Source organism: Synechocystis sp. PCC 6803 substr. PCC-P, assembly GCF_000284455.1.
GTDB lineage: Bacteria > Cyanobacteriota > Cyanobacteriia > Cyanobacteriales > Microcystaceae > Synechocystis.
Map to the genome: position 1 here is coordinate 1,931,344 of NC_017039.1, position 16,664 is coordinate 1,948,007.

Here is a 16,664-nt window from a genome sequence, read left to right on the forward strand (position 1 = left end):
ATTAAGGGAATTATTTCTCCAATTCTTGGGCATTAAATATGCGCCTACTATTTGTTTCTAGTCCCGTCAGTTCCCTCAATTCTGGACGGTTGGGGGGAGTGGCCCTGAACTTAAAAAACATCACCCGCACCATGGTCAGTCGTGGCCATGAGGTCAAAATTGTCGCCCCCAAGGGTTCGGCGATCGCCGGTTTGCCCATCCAGGAAATTGCCGGGGCGTTGCAGCCTTTAATTCCAGAGCCGACCTACCACGATCCAGTACTGATGCCAGAGGATGCGGTGGTGGCCCATATGTGGGACTACATCAGGGAAGTAGAACAAGATTATGACTTAATTGTCGATTTTGGCTATGAATGGTTACCTTTTTACCTTTCCCCTTTTTTACAGCGGCCGGTATTGCACTATGTTTGCATTAGCTCCTGGAATGCAGTTATGGACCAGGCGATCAACCGGGTGGCTCAGCTATGTCCCGGCACATTGGGGGCCCACACCCAAGCCCAGGCTGAAACCTATGCTGTGGCGGATTCTTTCCGCATTTTGAGCAGTGGCATTGATTTGGACCAGTATCAATTTGTTCCTAAATCAGGTAAAACTTTGGCTTGGGCCGGTCGCATTTCCCCGGAAAAGGGTTTGGAAGATGCCTTTGCAGTGGCTCAAGCAACCAATTTGCCTTTGCAAGTTTTTGGTTATCTCCAGGATGAACAGTATTGGCAGTCCCTAAAACGCAGTTATCCCCAAGCCCAGGTGGAATATAAGGGCTTTTTGCCCACTGCTGAATTCCAACAGGCTTTAGGTCAGTGCCAAGCCCTAATAATGACCCATAAATGGGTAGAGGCTTTTGGCAGGGTTGCAGTGGAAGCCTTAGCCTGTGGGGTGCCGGTAATTTCCTATGACCGGGGTGGCCCAAGGGAAATCGTCGAAACCGAGCAAACAGGATTTTTAGTACCCCCCGACGACGTTCCGGCTTTGGTGGCCGCTGTAGGAAAAATATCAGCCATCGACCGGGCCAATTGTCGTTCAGTGGCTGATCGCCGTTATTCTCTCCCTGCCTATGGCGATCGCCTGGAGCAATGGTTCACAGATGTGATGAATTTTTACCAATAAACGTCCCTAGAATTGGCGGGCACAACAGTTTCGTTCAGGTCGCTATTTTCTACAACCACAGGCGTTGAATCGGATAATCATCCAGAGCTTGATCACGACTGACTAAAATAAGAGAATGATTAATCGATTGGGATACCAAAATACGATCAAAGGGATCTTTGTGGTGCAAGGGAAGATTATAAAGTTTAATTGTGTCTTTTAGTGTAATAGGTAATAGCTTGAATCGGGTTCTTTGAAAACTAGCTTCAATACTATTGAAATCACCACAGAGAGAAAGTTTACCAATTTTTAGTTTAATAGAAATTTCCCAAAAGCTGGCAATACTAACAAAAACGTTATCCATATTTTCTAAGGTATCTTTTGTCGTCACAGGCAAGTTAGAGTCATCTTCTGCTAACCAAATAAAAACGTGGGTGTCTATCAAAACAGAATTCATTACATATACTCCTCAAATTCTTCTAAGGGGGCATCAAAGTCTTCGGGTAGAGGTAAAATAAAAGTTCCTTTCATCGATCCTGCTAATGGCTTTTGGGGCGCATTTAAGGATTTATTCATTAAATATTCAGCATAGTGTAAAAGCTCGATTTTTAAGTCATCAGGCAGATTTTCAGCAATGTTTAATAGGGCAGCTTCAGTAGTCATTTGAAAATCCTTGAATTTAATGTAATTGGTCAATTTGAATAATCTGCGTTAAATTTTCAATTTCTTCCTTACGGTCTAACAGATCATTATCAAAAGGATACTTAGGGAGATTAGGATTAATCTCAATATCTCTAGGCTTAAGTCGCATAAATTAAAAAATTGGTAAAAATAAGACAATAAAAAGGTGAGCCAAAACTCACCTCTCTACTTTATTGAAAAATTAGTTAAACTAACAAGCCATTAGCATTAAGGGGCTAAAGCGTTACCCCGGAGCAAGCTACCAATGGTTTTGGCGGTAATTTTCATTTGCACCAATGGATTGGCGGGTACCACGGTTTTGTACAGGTAACTGTCAAAAGTTAGCTTTTGCACATCGATGTCGGAACACATTTCCACAAAGGCTTCTCTGGTGGCATCGGTGCGATAGAAGACCCGTTGCAGAATATCCAACACCAAATAGGTAGCGCCGTAGCGTTTATCCCATTGTTTGATGTATTGTTTCAGATCGGCTTCGGTGGGCACCCGTTGGCCATTATTGCTGGTGGCCACAATGGTTTCCGCACACATACGGGCGGATTTGGCGGCAAAGTAAATGCCTTCCCCAGAGGATTTGGTGACGGTACCAGCGGCATCCCCCACTAGGGCTACTCGACCAACCACCCGCCGGGGCCGGGGATGTTCAGGAATGGGATGGGCTTCCACTTTGATGATTTCTCCGCCTTCTAGTTTTTTGGCAGCCCTGGTGCGGATGCCAGCCTGTAAGTCTTTGATGCGGGCTTTGTTCACCTTCATGGTGCCGGTGCCCACCGCCACGTGGTCATATTTTGGGAATACCCAGGCGTAGAAATCCGGAGAAACGTCATCGCCCACATACATTTCTGCTAGTTCATCGTAGTAGGCCATTTTGTCTTCCGGCAGACGAATCCGCTCTTGGAAGGCGATCGCATAGTTGTAATCCCCAGCGTCAATGGCTTTGGCAATGCGAGAGTTAGCGCCATCAGCCCCAATCACCACATCTACTTTTAGGATTTTCATTTCCCCAGTGGTGCCACCAACGCTGTGGTCGGCATAGTGGAGGGTGTAGGGATCACTATCTTTGCTAGGAATGTCTAATTTATAAACGGTGCCATTAATGACTTTTGTACCCAGTTTCTCCGCCCGTTCCCGGAGAAAACCATCCAGCACTTCCCGGCGGCACATGCCGATATATTCGTCGTCCTTGAGGGTCTGACCGATGTTGACCTCGATGTTGGAAGGGGAGATCATTTTCATCTTCCGTACCCGGCGGTCAATGATTTCCGGGGGCAGATCAAACTCATCCACCATACAGAGGGGAATTGCTCCACCACAGGGTTTGGCGTTGTCTAGCTTACGCTCAAACAGGTAGGTTTCAATTCCGGCTTTTACTAAAATTTCGGCGGCGGAAGAACCAGCGGGGCCTCCTCCAACGACTGCTACCCGTAATACCAAAGCCTTTCTCCTAAATTTCTTTTAATAAAAAAAGTGAGCGAGCACGGATCGCATCCTATCACGGTCTTTTTGCTTAGGGGTAGGCGATCGCCGCTGGGACGGCAAAGTTGCAATAGAGCTTTACAAAACCGTTACAAAACTTCATGCTAAGCCTGGTCACCATAGTATTAACCCAGTTTTAACCATTGATTTGATCGAGGTAAAAATGACAGTTTTCCCCAGCAGCAGGGGGAGAAGGCAAAAAGCCTCTTTTTTTCCTAAAATAGTTTTGAGCCAATTACTACCAGTGATTTTCCCGAATCTATAGCGCTGAGCTAGGCTGGAATAACCTGGTTTTCAATTGGATTTTGGCAACTATTGAGACTAAACGAACCTGCGACTATGGCCCCATCAATTTCCCCTGTCACCCAACCTTTGGTTTCCATGGCGATCGCCCCCACGGTGGTGATTCGTAGTGCTTTGGCTAAAGCGGGGGAACATTTGCAAAAATTGGGGAGTAAGGGCCTAGTGGTAACGGGTAGCCACTCTGCTGAGTTGGGGGAAAAGTCTTTACAAACATTGCAGAAAAATTATGGTCTGACCCTGCCTCTGGCCAGCTATTTACCTGACTGCGCCGAGTCTTCCCTCGAACAGTTGCGGCGACGGGTTCACCAGGAACAGCCAGATTTTATCCTAGGTATTGGGGGAGGCAAAGCCCTAGATACGGCTAAGTTATTGGCCCATCAAACCCAATTGGCGATCGCCACAGTACCTACCTCGGCCGCTACCTGTGCGGGTTGGACTGCCTTGGCCAATGTTTACAGCGAAACGGGGGCTTTCCGTTATGACGTGGCCCTAGACCGATGCCCGGATTTATTGATTGTGGATTATGAATTGATCCAACGGGCTGAACCAAGATTACTAGTTGCCGGCATTGGAGATGCGATCGCCAAATGGTATGAAGCTTCCGTTAGTAGTGGTCAATCCAGCGATACTTTCACCGTGGCCGCTGTACAACAAGCTCGAATTTTGCGGGATATTCTTTTCCAAAAATCCGCTGAAGCCCTGGCCCAACCGGGTAGCGAAACCTGGCGGGAAGTGGTGGATGCCAGTTTGTTGATGGCGGGGGTAATCGGTGGTTTGGGTGGTGCTAACTGCCGCACCGTCGCAGCCCATGCAGTCCACAATGGTTTGACCCAATTGCCCCAGGCCCACCATGCCCTCCACGGGGAAAAAGTCGCCTATGGCATTTTGGTGCAGTTACGCTTAGAAGAATTGGTCAGCGGTAATCAACTCGCCGCTACTGCCCGTCGCCAATTACTGAGCTTTTACGATGAGATAGGTTTACCCAAAACCCTGCAAGATCTGGGTCTGGGACGAATTTCCCTGGAGGAATTACGACAGACGGCGGAATTTACCTGTTTACCCAATTCGGACATTCACCGCTTACCCTTTACTGTGACCCCAGAAACGTTGATGGCGGCCATGGTTTCCACCCTAGTGGAGGAACAAGGTACTCGCCAATTATTTGCCCAAATTCAAGATAATTCCGGTCTTTAAATGTGAATGATCAAAAATGTTAACCGTTACTAATTATCCCCATATTCGTAAAATAGACGACCAGCCAGCCCATCTGGAAAGATTGCCTCGCATTCAAGTTGCCCATATTGTGATGGACTATCTTTCCCATGGTTGGTCTGTGGATGAAATGTGCCGCCAACATCCCTATCTAAAGCCTTCGGAAGCATATTCTGCTATGGGCTATTATTTCGATCATCAAGAAGAAGTTGATCAACAGATTCAAGAACAGTGGCAGTCAATCCAGGAAGCAGATTCTCAACCAAAATCACCTTTTTACTCCCGTCTGAGAAGCAGAGGTATTTTATAAGTGACGGTTAATATTTATTTAGATGTCCATGTTCCCCTGGAGATTGGTGATCAGTTACGCCATTGATTAAAAACTTATGCAAGGTTTACTGCTCATTTTTTTGATAGGAACAGGATTAATTTTTTTCCTGCAAAATCGACAGCCCATACAACTAAATTTTTTCGGCACCACTGCTGAGTCTGCCCTAGCTAGCTTCACCTTGCCCCTGGGGTTGTGGGTAGTACTATTCCTCACCCTGGGAGTTTTCACCAGTGTGCTGATCAATGTCCTGAGTTCCCTAGGTCAACCCAAAGCCAGGCCCCAAAATTTTCGCCCCAATCCCCCCCGGCGATCGCCATCGGAATCCTTTGAGCCACCGCCGCCCCCCACCACTCCCCCTAGTCCCCAACGGGCACCGCAACCAGTCACCATGGCAGAAGAATGGGATTGGGATGAGCCAGAACCGGATTTGGCTGATTGGTCTGACCCCAAACCCCCGACTCGACCCCGGCCCACTGTCCAAGATTCCCCCCGCCCTGCCCCCAGGAATAGGGAAAAATTTCCGCCGGAAACAATAGGGCCCACTCCATCGATAGCCTCTGATGATGACCAAGGCGATCGAAATGATCAAGGAGATAATCTGCCCCCTCTTGCCCAAGAGGAAATAATTTCCCCACCTCCCAGGGAGCCTTTACCGGATCTGCGACAATTTGAAGCTCCCCAAACCCCCCAAAACACGAAACGGGAGGGTACTATTTATTCTCAGCAATATCGCCCAGCCCGGCCTAAAGCTGAGAAAAACGAGCCCTCAGATACCAAGCCTCCCCGTCCAAGTGGTGTATATGATGCTCCCTACCGGGTAATTAATTCGGCTCCCAATCCCCCCGTGGCAGAAGAAAATAACGGGGCTGATGAGGAAGAAGATTGGATTTAAGCTGTTCGGCAATCCCGGCGATTATCTCGCCCATACTTTTGCTTAGGAGATTGGAGTTAGGCTTGGAAAGTCCCCCAATCCGCTAGGCTATCAAAAAGAGCAGGGTCTATGGGCCACTGTGTCCCCACCATTGCCGCTGTTACTTCCGTCCAGTCAAACCGCCGTGAGCCAAGATCTACCCGCCTCTCCCAATTATTTTCGCCCGGTATTCTTTTCTACCTTTTTGACCATTTTTTTGGCGGAAATGGGTGATAAAACCCAATTGAGTACCTTACTAATTAGCGCTGAGTCCCAATCTCCCTGGGTGGTGTTTGCCGGCTCAGCCCTAGCCCTAATTTCCACTAGTCTGTTGGGGGTTTCCCTGGGGTATTGGATTGCCCGCCGTCTTGATCCGCAAATCCTCGATTTCTCTGTGGCTCTGTTATTGCTCCTCATTGCTGGGTTGCTGATGGGGGACGTGGTCAGCGCCTAGGCTCAGCACCACAAACATTCCGATATTGAATTTCATTATTCTTGCCTAAAAACGTGGTAAAGCCCCTAGCTTTAGTCATGGCTAGTATAGGAACCTTGGGGCAATCTGCTCCCCTCTAAGTTTTTGTTAGACTACAGAAATTGTTGATTGATTTGTTGAGTTAGACAAGTCTTTTTTTACTGTTTTTACTTCGCTAAATTCTATGACTGCCCAAGCCAACAACACAATCTACGGTTTTTCTGCCAATGCCTTGGATGGTTCCCCCGTAGCTCTGAGGGACTTTGAAGGTAAAGTGCTGTTAATTGTCAACACCGCCAGTCAATGTGGCTTCACTCCCCAATACCAAGGACTCCAGGCTCTATACAATCGATTCGGCGATCGGGGTTTTACGGTGCTTGGTTTTCCCTGTAATCAGTTTGGCCAGCAGGAACCCGGTGGCTCAGGGGAAATTAAAAACTTTTGCGAAACCCGTTATGGAGTAACTTTTCCCTTATTTGAAAAAGTGGAAGTCAATGGTCCCAACGCCCATCCCCTATTTAAGTTTTTAACCGCAGCTAGCCCTGGTATGGCCATTCCTTTTTTGGGTGGTGCGGAGGACATTAAATGGAATTTCACTAAGTTTTTGGTCGATCGCCAAGGTAAAGTGGTCAAACGCTACGGTTCCATCGCCAAACCCGATGAAATTGCGGCGGACATCGAGAAATTGTTGTAATTTTCTGACCCCATTCCTGCAAAATTTTGCCTACTAACAAAGACCAATTTGAACGCTTAAAGGCTGAGGCCGAGGCTCCCTATCGAGGTTTCCGCAAATTTATCTACCTGGGCTTGGGGGCTTCCGGCCTGATTGGCGTATTTATTTTTAGCCTCCGACTGCTGGCCGGCTACGACCCGACGGAGATTTTGCCCAATTTGGCCCTCCAACTGGGGGTAGTGGCCCTGATGACTTGGCTATTTCGCTGGGAATCGAGCAAAAACCAGGGCAACAATGGAGACAATTAGAATGCGTCCTCTCCCCTAGAAATTTTGGCGATCGCCTGGTCAAAATTCATTCCGGTGTGACCAGGGCTTTAATCATCAGGGCATCAATTATCAATGAACTGCAACGCATTAAGAAACGTGCGGGCCGCATTATCTCTGGTGCTGGTCAAGGGTTGTATGACCCCCATGGCATAGATTTTATTCCCGACTAAATAGGCACGAAAAGTCACTCTTTCTGTGTCACTTTCAAAAGTAAATTCCGAGCCTTGATAATCCCCCAAAGTTACCGGGCGCTCATTCATGAGGGAAAAGGTTTCCGTCGGGGCTACCCTGGCTTGCATAGCGGTGAACAGGGCCGCAGGGTCGTTAATTTGTTGCTCAGTTAACCCTGTGGCATAGGCCGCCACATAACGATGGTCGTTGTCGGTGCTGGTCAAGGTTTGAAAATTTAAATCCCCTTCAGCGGTAGCAATGACAACGTTATCCTGGGCCAAAATTCCTGGGGGCATCCAAAAAGAAACATTACCCTGGCTAAAAACAATTAACTGCCAATTGTTAGCATTGGTGCGGATAGGCGGTACACCGCTGGGGGGACGTTGGAACCGCAGAGTGTCCTGGGATTGGGGACGACCCGTTTCAAAAAAACTCCGCAGATCTTGGTTGGGGGACTGGGCCATTACTTGGCCCGTGGTTGATCCTCCCACAACAGTGGCGATCGCCGTAGCGACAAATAGTGAGTACTTCATAAAAAAGCCCTTAAATTCAACAAAACTCAAACAGTTAGTTCACTAGCCCAAATCTTGGTCATCGGCTCCCGGCCTGGCCACAACATTGGTGCCCGGAGCATCTGTGACCGGATGCCAAATGGTCAAACCGAGTAAATGCTTAGGAGTGGGGGCGCTGGCAAAGAGGGAAATCCCTAAAGCTAGCAGAACAGCCAGGGGAGCAGTGACCGCCGAGCGCCAAATGCCAGGGAAAGTAAGCCAACCGGCATTGGAAGCAATAATTACCAGTAAAACTGCCGCCACGGTGCCGTAAAAAGCACCCAGAGCATTAATGCGGGGAAACAAGACCCCCATCAGAAAAATCCCCAACAGCGGTCCCAAAAACATGGTGGTATAGGACACCAAGAATTCTAGTAGATCCTGCCCGGTGGAAGCGGCATAAATAGCGGAAAAAATTGCCACTACGCCCCAGACAATAATTAACCCCTGGGCCACCCGGACTGAGCGCATTTCGCTGGCTTGAATATTTATGTAACGGTCGTAAAAGTCCACCGTCATGCAAGTGGCCAAAGAATGCAAAGCAGAATCGATGGAAGACATGGCCGCCGCAAAAATCGCCGCCACGAGGAATCCCGATGCCCCAGGGGGGACTTGGTTGACAATAAAATAGGAAAGGATTTCATCGGGTTTGATATTTCCTGGTAACCCTCCCTGGAGTTGGTAAAAGCTGAATAGCAAAACCCCTAGTAACAGGGTGGCCCCTACTCCTAAAACGCCGGAAAACCAACCGAGAAAGATGGCTTTGCGGGCTGATTGCTCATCGGCACAGGAAACATAACGCTGGACTGACTGTTGATTAGTCCCCGCCACCGCAAAAGCTAAAATGCCGTAGGCGATCAACGCTGTGGGTAGAGAACGAATGGAAGCGGGATCCCAATCAAAATTAAATACCACCAACTTGCCGTTTTCCCCAGCAATGCGCCACAGTTCCCCAAAACCCCCTGGCACAGCGGTAACTGCGGCCCAAATGCCCGCCCCCAAACCGACGAAAATCATGCCAAATTGCAACACGTCCGTCCAAACTACGGCGGTGATTCCCCCGGCAACGGTGTAAATAATCGAAACCACCCCCACCATCAAAATGGCAGTATTCGTACTAATGCCAGTTAGCACCGATAACACCAGGGCGGCGGCGTATAAAAGTCCCCCTAGGCGGGCAATGACAAACAGCAGAAAACAAAGGGAACCGAGGGAACGGGTTTTGGCATCGAAGCGCCTTTCCAAATATTCGTAGGCAGTGGTGAGATTGAGCCGGACAAAAAATGGCAAAAAGACAGCAATGACTAAGCCATAGCCGATTAAGTCTCCCAATTGCAGTTGCAAATATAAAAAGCCGTGGCCGTAACCCTCCCCCGGGCCCCCCAGCAAAGAAGCGGCGGAAAAAGAGGTGGCAATGATGGAAAAACCTAGGGCCCACCAGGGAATTTGCTTTGCACCCCGGAAATATTCATCGGTATTATCTTGTTTGCGACTGGCGATCGCCCCAATGGCAATGACAATCGCCGAATAGACCAGCACAATGGCCCAGTCAATCATGCCCATGAAAAATCAAACTCCTTGGCAATGTGGCAATATTCCACCCTACAGGTTTTGGGACGTAGAGCACCGCCAGATTGATCCCAACTACAGGGAATGAAAGTGAAAAAGTCTGTTTTTTCCGACAGAGGAAAGAGCTTGATTGGTTTTAACTATAAACAAGCAGCCAAAATGTCCTGTTCCAGGGCACCAATGGTGCTGATTTCCTTTAAGCCCTGCAACGTTAAGTCAATATTGTTACCACTGCGGGCCACTGGCGATCGGGGAACTAGGTTCAGGGCAAAACGGCTGGGGGGCTGCTCCCCATAGGGGTCTTCCACTACCAAATCCAACGCTTGGGCAGAGACGGCGCCATGGGTACAAGCAAACTCAGACTGGTAAGCAAAAAAAGCTCCTATCAGTTGATTGCCCCGTACCTGAAAGATGAAATATTCCTGGCCCACTAACCCCGGCTGGGCAGATTCACCATAAAAATGAACACCTTGGCGCAGAGGAAAATTTTGGGCTGCAACGGCCATTGGTGTGATTAAATTTCCTAGTCCCATAAAGGCAAAGCTTAGTAGGGCGGTGGAAAATTTGGCCAGGCGATCGCCGCTGCCTGGAAGTAGGAAAAGTAACATAATTTTGTAGGTGGGAGGAGTAAGGTTAATGATTAAATCATTACTTCTAACTTAACAATCATTCACGAAACTGAGCTTCCCCCGATAGTATGATGATCCAAAAATTAACAAACTTTCATTAATTTACTGATGGCGATCGTCAATGATGCGGACTATATTGCAGATTGTCAGTAACCATCTCGGCAGTTTTTAAGCCAGCGAGACCCATAACTCCCATAACTATGGATAAAGCCATTCGGAAAATTTTTGCCTATCTTCGTCCAGGGGTCATCCTAGTCGCTTGCTTGCTGAGCCTATTGTTTTTTGTTCGGCCTGCCCTGGCTTTTTGTGGTTTTTATGTAGCCCAGGCTGACACTAGTCTTTATAACCATGCGTCCCAGGTGATCATTGCCAAAGACGGCGATCAGACAGTGCTAACCATGGCCAACGATTACCAAGGGAAAGCCCAAGATTTTGCCCTCGTGGTGCCGGTTCCGGTGGTGCTACAGGAAGACCAAGTAAACGTAGGGGAGAGAAAAATTATTGAGCGTTTAGACAATTTTAGTGCCCCCCGTTTAGTGGAATATTTTGACAATAATCCCTGTGAAACCTACGGCGGCCGTCAATTTATGGATGCAATGCCAGCGGCCCCCAGCATGACCAGAGGATTGCAAGAAAAAATAAGCAATGAAGCGTTGGGAGTCACCATTGAAAATCAGTTTTCGGTAGGAGAATACGACATTCTCATCCTCAGTGCCAAGGAATCCAATGGCCTAGAAACTTGGTTAAACCAAAATAATTACCGCATTCCCCCTGGAGCGACCGATGTATTGGGAGCATATATTAAACAAGGGCTAAAGTTTTTTGTTGCTAAAGTCAACCTGAAAGAATTCGATCGCCAAGGATTTCAAGCCTTACGGCCGCTGATGATGGCCTATGAATCCCCCCGGTTTATGTTGCCCATTCGTTTAGGTATGGTGAATGCAGATGGCCCCCAAGAATTAATCGTTTATCTACTCTCTCCCCAAGGAGCGGTGGAAGTTACCAACTATCGCACTGAAAAAATTCCCTCTAACTTAGATTTACCTGAATTTGTCCAGGGGGAATTTGGCCAGTTCTATGGCGCTATGTTCGACACTGCCTATAAGCGCTCCGGCAAAAATGTTGCCTTTCTGGAATATGCCTGGGACATGGGCAGTTGTGATCCCTGTTCGGCGGATCCCCTTTCCCCCCAAGAACTAGAAGAAGCCGGAGTATTTTGGTTAGACCAACCCAGTGCTAGCCCCAATCCTTCCTTCCGGGGTATGCCTTTCCCTGGCAACAGCAATGTGTTCATCACCCGTTTACATTTACGCTACACCCCCGACAAATTCCCGGAGGATTTACGTTTTCAAAACACCGCTAACCAGGAATTGTTCCAAGGGCGTTATGTCCTACGGCGTCCCTATCGTGGGGAAATGAATTGCACCGCCGCCAACACCTATCGTCAAACGGTGCAAAAACGCCAACGGGAAGAAGCCAAGACCCTTGCTAATTTGACTGGTTGGCCCCTGGGGGAAATTGAGGACAAAATTAACTATCTGGAAGGCCCCCGGGATTCTATTCCCTGGTGGCGCAAACTCTGGCCCCGTTAAAGTTGAAGTAACTTATACATCTCAATTGCCATGGATCCCTTAACCAAATTAGTTTTAAGCGCCACTACCCTGCCCGTGCTTTCCGCCCTGGGTTTAGCCCGTTGCCTTGGTCAACGCAGTGAAGCCCTAGGTAAACTTTCCGAAGAAGTGTTCCGAGGCGATCGCCTGCCGGTGTTACCCTTTCCCGTCGAAGAAGAAGCAGGTTAAAGTGAATACTCCCCCCAAACCTTGGCTGGGGATAGCGGGTGAGTTGTAATTTGACTAAAACTTTATGGGTCATTTTCCCCACAAACTGCGGGTGCTGTTGAGCGTTTACTTTGCCCAAATGGTGGAGTACCGGGCAGAAATTTTCTTTTGGATTTTGTCCGGCTCCCTGCCTCTAATTTTGATGGGCGTGTGGGTGAAAGCAGCGGAGAGTGGCGACTTTACCCTTGACGCGATCCAGGTGGCCCGGTATTTTTTTGCTGTCTTTGTGGTGCGCCAGATGACCACCATCTGGGTAATTTGGGAATTTGAAAAGGAAGTGCTGGAAGGAGTTTTATCTTTCCGTTTACTGCAACCCCTAGATCCGGTGTGGCATCATATAGCCCGCCACTGGGCCGAAAAAATGACCCGCCTGCCCATTCTGGCTATTTTGACTGTTCTTTTTTTCTCCCTCTATCCCGAAGCCTTTTGGCTGCCCGATCCCTGGCATTTTATCCAAGGGCTAATTGGCATTGTCTGTTCCTTTACCTTGTACTTTTTGATTCAGTACACCTTTGCCCTCTGTGCCTTTTGGACGGAACGGGCCAGCGCCCTCCAAGACCTCTGGTTTTTGTTTTATATTTTTCTGTCGGGCGTTATTGCTCCCCTAGAGACCTTTCCCGACGCAGTAAGGCAAATTGTTTTACTCACCCCGTTCCCCTACGGTGTTTACTTCCCCGCCGCCGCTTTGGTGGGTTTACCTTTGCCCTTCTTCAAGAGTTTATTAATTATTGGTGTTTGGATTGGCATATTTGCCCTGCTTAACCGTTGGCTATGGCGACAGGGTTTGAAACAATATTCTGGCATGGGAGCGTAGGGCCAGGGCCCTTTGCCTGGTTTCAGGTTACTATTCTCAATTGACCCACTAAAGTGACCCCAATGCTGGGGGATTTTTTTCTAGCTTCTCCCCCGACTTGGGATTCAATTCCCCCATTTAATTGGGGCTTGGCCTAACTTTTTTCAGTGGAGACAATAGTCGGGAATGCAGTTTTGCTCCATATATTCATGGTACTTTTGAATTTGCTTGTCACATTGCTCCTGGGTCCAGCCACAATGGTCTGTTAACGTTTGGCAAATGCCGGCCAGGGCGCTAAAGCCATAATCGTTAGTCACCATGGCGATCGCCGTACGTCGTCGACAAATATCCACCAAGGTGTGGGCCATTTCTGCTTGTACTGCAAAAACAACTTGGGCTTTGATATCCGGCAAGGAAGGAATAATCCTTTCCCCCAACTCCGGCGCTCCGTGGACTAAGGCTAAAATGTCTCCAGCCCTGGCTCCGTAAAGGCAAAATAAATGTTGAATAGAATGACGCTCCAAATGATTGCCATATTTATCCATGGCAGTTTCCAAGGACAGGGGATAGGCTTCTGCCCCCGGTAAAGGTTGGGTCAGGGTTGGACAGGGAGGAGCAGAGCGTCTCAGCTTGCCATAAACCTTATCCACCATTTCTTCTCCCACCTGGCGATAGGTGGTCAACTTACCGCCAATTAGGGAAATCAAATTATTAACTCCGTCTTGACTATGGTCATAAAGAATATGGTTGCGGGTAATACTGCCGGCCTTTTTGCCATCGGTGTAGGGCAGAGGGCGCACCCCGGAATAGGTGAAACGCACATCCTGCCTGGTTAACTGAGCTGCTGGCATCACCCGGTTAGTTTCCGCAATCAGGTAATCAATCTCGTCATCACTGGCTTTAACCCTGTCGAGGGAACCATCATAGCGGTGGTCCGTGGTGCCAATCAGATATTTACCCAACCAGGGAATGATGAAATAGGGCCGTTTATCCACAAACGCTTCCACATATAAGGCTGAAGCGGGGGCTCCAGGGAAGGGATCCACCACAATATGACTGCCCTTGGTGCCACCAATTTTTCTTTCTTGGACAATGGCAACGGGTTCTCCCCCTCGATGGGCTAAGCCACAAACTTCATCTACCCAGGGGCCAGTGGTATTAATGACGATCGCCTGGGCGCTATTAACAGTAAATTTTTCTCCGCTCAGTTGATCCTGGCAATGGATGGCGGTAATCAGGTTATTTTCCCCTTTCTCCAACCCCTTCACAGCCACATAATTGAGCATGGCCGCCCCGGCCTTTTGGGCCGATAGGGTCACTTCTAAATCTAACCGTTCCGCATATTCCACCTGGCCGTCAAAATATTGGGCTCCTCCTTTTAAGCCTTTTTTCTCCGCCGCTCGGAACAGTTGCTGGAACTGTTGGGGGCTTAACATCCTATGGGAAGGGAGGGTTTTATCAAAACTGAGGATGTCGTAAAGAATCATGCCCGCCTGAATTTCCCAATAGGCCCGGCTCGACCAGTCGTACACCGGAATGGTCAACTGGAGGGGCTGGACCAAATGGGGGGCGGTGTGGAGCAGAACTTCCCGCTCCCGCAGGGATTCCCGCACCAGATTAAATTCAAAATATTCCAGATAGCGCAGGCCGCCATGGATTAAGCGGGTGGACCAACTACTCGTACCACTGGCGAAATCATCCTTTTCGATCAGGAGGGTTTTTAGGCCCCGTAGGGCTCCGTCCCGGGCCGTGCCAACCCCGTTAATGCCTCCCCCAATCACAATTAGGTCATAGGCCGTATTTTGGATTTCTGGGAAATTACGCATGGCTGGGTAATGCTCCAATGAGGAATAAATCGTGCAATTGAATGGAAAAAAGCCCCCTAAACTCTAACTTTGGGCAATTTTTAGGGGGTTTGGACAATGGTTATTTGGTTACCATCCGCCGACCACAACTGGCATTGGCGATCGCCTACATTTGGGGGGGCTCTCCCAGTACCACATCGGCGTAGGCTTCCCGCAGTAGGTGATTGGCCCATTGTTGAACGTCGTAACGCTTAATGGCGGCGTACATTCTCCCCATGCGTTTTTTCTGTTCGTCTTTGTCCATGGCCAGGGCCTGGTCAATGGATTCGTCCATACGGCTGGAAGCGTAGGGGTTAGTCAACACCGCATCGGGTAGTTCCACCGCACAACCGGCAAATTCCGAGAGGATCAGAACTCCTTCTTCGCCATTTTTAGCCACCACATACTCCTTAGCCACCAGGTTTAGCCCATCCCGCAGGGGAGTGATCCAGGCAATGTCGGCGGCACAGAACAGGGCAATGAGCTCCTCATAGGCTAAAGGAGAGGTGAACAGCATCACTGGTGTCCAGGACAGTTTGGCAAAGCGACCGTTAATTTTCCCTGCCAGTCGTTCAATTTCGTTTTGGGCGTTGCGATAAATACGCATTCCCTCAGCGGCCTTGGCTACGGGGACTACCAGGCTAATTTCCCCCTGCAATTCGGGGCGACGCTCCAGTAGACGTTCATAGCACATCAACATTTCCTTGGTGCCCTTCACGTAATCCACCCGCCCAGCGGAAACAATTAGCCTCTTACCGCCTAAATCTTGTTTAATTTCAGCAACTTTTTGTTGCACACTTTCTTTGGCCACGATCGCCCGGATATTTGCCGGATTGGTGCCCACGGGAAACGCATCGAGGTTAATGAGGCGATCGCCATAACGCAACTGGGTGGTGAGTTCCGGTTCCGCCAGGGCCGTACCGTAGGGGGTAAAGGCTTGGTCTACCACAACCCGTCTGGTGATTTCCACCGGCTTGAGACTACGGGCCACGGCGACAAAATTTTCTACGTAGCGGGGAATATGAAAACCACAGAGATCACAGGCCAGCAAGCTTTCTACGATCGCCTCCCGCCAGGGCAAAATATTGAAAATATCAACGCTGGGGAAGGGGGTGTGGTGGAAAAAGGCAATCTTGGCGTTGGGCTTGAGCTGACGAATGTAAAGGGGCGCTAACCAGAGGTTATAGTCGTGGACCCAAAACAATGCATTGTCATCGGCATCGGCACAGGCCGCCTCGGCAAATAAGCGGTTAATGTGCTGAAAATTATCCCAATCAGAAGAATCGTAGGTGAACTGCCAGGGGAAAGAGTGGAGAATGGGCCAAAAGGCTTCCTTGGAAGTGATGTGATAGAAGTTTTTTACCTGCTCCGCCGTCAGGGGCACCCGGCGCACCGTACAACGATCGCCAAGGCCTTCAATGGACATATCCGCCTGAAAATCATCCTTTTGCTTCGGCGAAACCTGTTTCCATGCGACCCAGGTGCTCTGTTCCGCATCGGCAAAAAAACTTTTGAGGGTGGGCAAAATCCCGTTGGGACTCTTTTTCTCTCGATACACCGTTTTGCCATTTTCCCTAACTTCGTCGTAGGGCTCACGGTGGTAAAGGATCACAAGGGATGAATTCATAAAATCAGCGGTCTCCAAAATCAAGAATCAAACAAAGTAACTATTGGGTTAGTCTAGTACGGCTAATGCACCCGACTTCCCGGAACCCAAGTTAATTCCCGCCGGGGCATTTTAGTACGTTGAATAAAACTTTTCACCGCTAATATCGGTACAGA

Annotated in this window: 18 protein-coding genes; 10 read left to right on the forward strand and 8 right to left on the reverse strand. The window is 48.9% G+C overall.

What is annotated here, in order from left to right:
- The first annotated feature begins 38 nt into the window (after window positions 1–38).
- Window positions 39–1,103, forward strand: a complete 1,065-nt coding sequence (locus SYNPCCP_RS09180; protein ID WP_010872956.1) for a glycosyltransferase — start codon at window positions 39–41, stop codon at window positions 1,101–1,103.
- Between the two features lie 49 nt (window positions 1,104–1,152).
- Here SYNPCCP_RS09180 and SYNPCCP_RS09185 read toward each other — a convergent pair whose 3' ends face one another.
- From SYNPCCP_RS09185 to chlP, 3 genes are all read right to left on the reverse strand, one after another.
- Window positions 1,153–1,539, reverse strand: a complete 387-nt coding sequence (locus SYNPCCP_RS09185) for a type II toxin-antitoxin system VapC family toxin (protein ID WP_010872957.1) — start codon at window positions 1,537–1,539, stop codon at window positions 1,153–1,155.
- Window positions 1,539–1,745 (reverse strand): DUF2281 domain-containing protein, encoded by a 207-nt coding sequence (locus tag SYNPCCP_RS09190; RefSeq protein WP_010872958.1) that lies wholly within the window; start codon window positions 1,743–1,745, stop codon window positions 1,539–1,541. Before SYNPCCP_RS09190 ends, SYNPCCP_RS09185 begins: the two co-directional genes overlap by 1 nt.
- Before the next feature lie 246 nt (window positions 1,746–1,991).
- Entirely contained in the window at window positions 1,992–3,215 is a 1,224-nt protein-coding gene (gene chlP, locus SYNPCCP_RS09195) for a geranylgeranyl reductase (RefSeq protein ID WP_010872959.1), read from the reverse strand.
- 381 nt (window positions 3,216–3,596) lie between these two features.
- Here chlP and SYNPCCP_RS09200 point away from each other — a divergent pair, with 381 nt between their 5' ends.
- The 6 genes from SYNPCCP_RS09200 to SYNPCCP_RS09225 all read left to right on the forward strand — a co-directional run bounded on the left by SYNPCCP_RS09200 (window position 3,597) and on the right by SYNPCCP_RS09225 (window position 7,466).
- Window positions 3,597–4,754 carry an oxidoreductase gene (locus SYNPCCP_RS09200; RefSeq protein ID WP_010872960.1) on the forward strand — a complete coding sequence of 386 codons (1,158 nt, stop codon included), beginning with the start codon at window positions 3,597–3,599 and terminating at the stop codon, window positions 4,752–4,754.
- Window positions 4,755–4,770: 16 nt separating this feature from the next.
- Window positions 4,771–5,082: a DUF433 domain-containing protein gene (locus SYNPCCP_RS09205; protein WP_010872961.1), complete on the forward strand. Its 312-nt coding sequence runs from the start codon at window positions 4,771–4,773 to the stop codon at window positions 5,080–5,082.
- Between the two features lie 76 nt (window positions 5,083–5,158).
- Window positions 5,159–5,995, forward strand: coding sequence for a LapA family protein (locus SYNPCCP_RS09210; RefSeq protein WP_010872962.1), 837 nt, complete (start codon window positions 5,159–5,161; stop codon window positions 5,993–5,995).
- A gap of 118 nt (window positions 5,996–6,113) precedes the next feature.
- A complete protein-coding gene (locus SYNPCCP_RS09215) occupies window positions 6,114–6,467 on the forward strand; it encodes a TMEM165/GDT1 family protein (RefSeq protein ID WP_010872963.1) in 354 nt (117 codons plus the stop codon).
- Window positions 6,468–6,669: 202 nt separating this feature from the next.
- Entirely contained in the window at window positions 6,670–7,179 is a 510-nt protein-coding gene (locus tag SYNPCCP_RS09220; RefSeq protein WP_010872964.1) for a glutathione peroxidase, read from the forward strand.
- 26 nt (window positions 7,180–7,205) lie between these two features.
- Window positions 7,206–7,466 carry a DUF3493 domain-containing protein gene (locus SYNPCCP_RS09225; RefSeq protein ID WP_020862315.1) on the forward strand — a complete coding sequence of 87 codons (261 nt, stop codon included), beginning with the start codon at window positions 7,206–7,208 and terminating at the stop codon, window positions 7,464–7,466.
- Between the two features lie 83 nt (window positions 7,467–7,549).
- Here the strand turns inward: SYNPCCP_RS09225 and SYNPCCP_RS09230 are convergent, their stop codons facing one another.
- From SYNPCCP_RS09230 to SYNPCCP_RS09240, 3 genes are all read right to left on the reverse strand, one after another.
- Window positions 7,550–8,191 carry a hypothetical protein gene (locus SYNPCCP_RS09230; RefSeq protein ID WP_010872965.1) on the reverse strand — a complete coding sequence of 214 codons (642 nt, stop codon included), beginning with the start codon at window positions 8,189–8,191 and terminating at the stop codon, window positions 7,550–7,552.
- 42 nt (window positions 8,192–8,233) lie between these two features.
- On the reverse strand, window positions 8,234–9,772 hold the full coding sequence (locus SYNPCCP_RS09235; protein ID WP_010872966.1) for a sodium:solute symporter: 1,539 nt from the start codon (window positions 9,770–9,772) through the stop codon (window positions 8,234–8,236).
- A 146-nt stretch (window positions 9,773–9,918) separates the two neighbouring features.
- Entirely contained in the window at window positions 9,919–10,386 is a 468-nt protein-coding gene (locus SYNPCCP_RS09240) for a hypothetical protein (protein WP_010872967.1), read from the reverse strand.
- A 221-nt stretch (window positions 10,387–10,607) separates the two neighbouring features.
- On the opposite strand from SYNPCCP_RS09240, the gene SYNPCCP_RS09245 reads away from it, so the two are divergent.
- The 3 genes from SYNPCCP_RS09245 (at window position 10,608) to SYNPCCP_RS09250 (ending at window position 13,059) form a co-directional block, all read left to right on the forward strand.
- On the forward strand, window positions 10,608–11,999 hold the full coding sequence (locus tag SYNPCCP_RS09245; RefSeq protein ID WP_010872968.1) for a DUF2330 domain-containing protein: 1,392 nt from the start codon (window positions 10,608–10,610) through the stop codon (window positions 11,997–11,999).
- 30 nt (window positions 12,000–12,029) lie between these two features.
- A complete protein-coding gene (locus SYNPCCP_RS17450; protein WP_010872969.1) occupies window positions 12,030–12,206 on the forward strand; it encodes a hypothetical protein in 177 nt (58 codons plus the stop codon).
- A gap of 64 nt (window positions 12,207–12,270) precedes the next feature.
- Window positions 12,271–13,059: an ABC-2 family transporter protein gene (locus SYNPCCP_RS09250; protein WP_010872970.1), complete on the forward strand. Its 789-nt coding sequence runs from the start codon at window positions 12,271–12,273 to the stop codon at window positions 13,057–13,059.
- A gap of 143 nt (window positions 13,060–13,202) precedes the next feature.
- Here SYNPCCP_RS09250 and glpD read toward each other — a convergent pair whose 3' ends face one another.
- Both glpD and ggpS read right to left on the reverse strand, forming a co-directional pair.
- On the reverse strand, window positions 13,203–14,864 hold the full coding sequence (gene glpD / locus SYNPCCP_RS09255) for a glycerol-3-phosphate dehydrogenase (RefSeq protein ID WP_010872971.1): 1,662 nt from the start codon (window positions 14,862–14,864) through the stop codon (window positions 13,203–13,205).
- Between the two features lie 145 nt (window positions 14,865–15,009).
- Window positions 15,010–16,509: a glucosylglycerol-phosphate synthase gene (ggpS, locus tag SYNPCCP_RS09260; protein ID WP_010872972.1), complete on the reverse strand. Its 1,500-nt coding sequence runs from the start codon at window positions 16,507–16,509 to the stop codon at window positions 15,010–15,012.
- Between the last annotated feature and the right edge of the window lie 155 nt (window positions 16,510–16,664).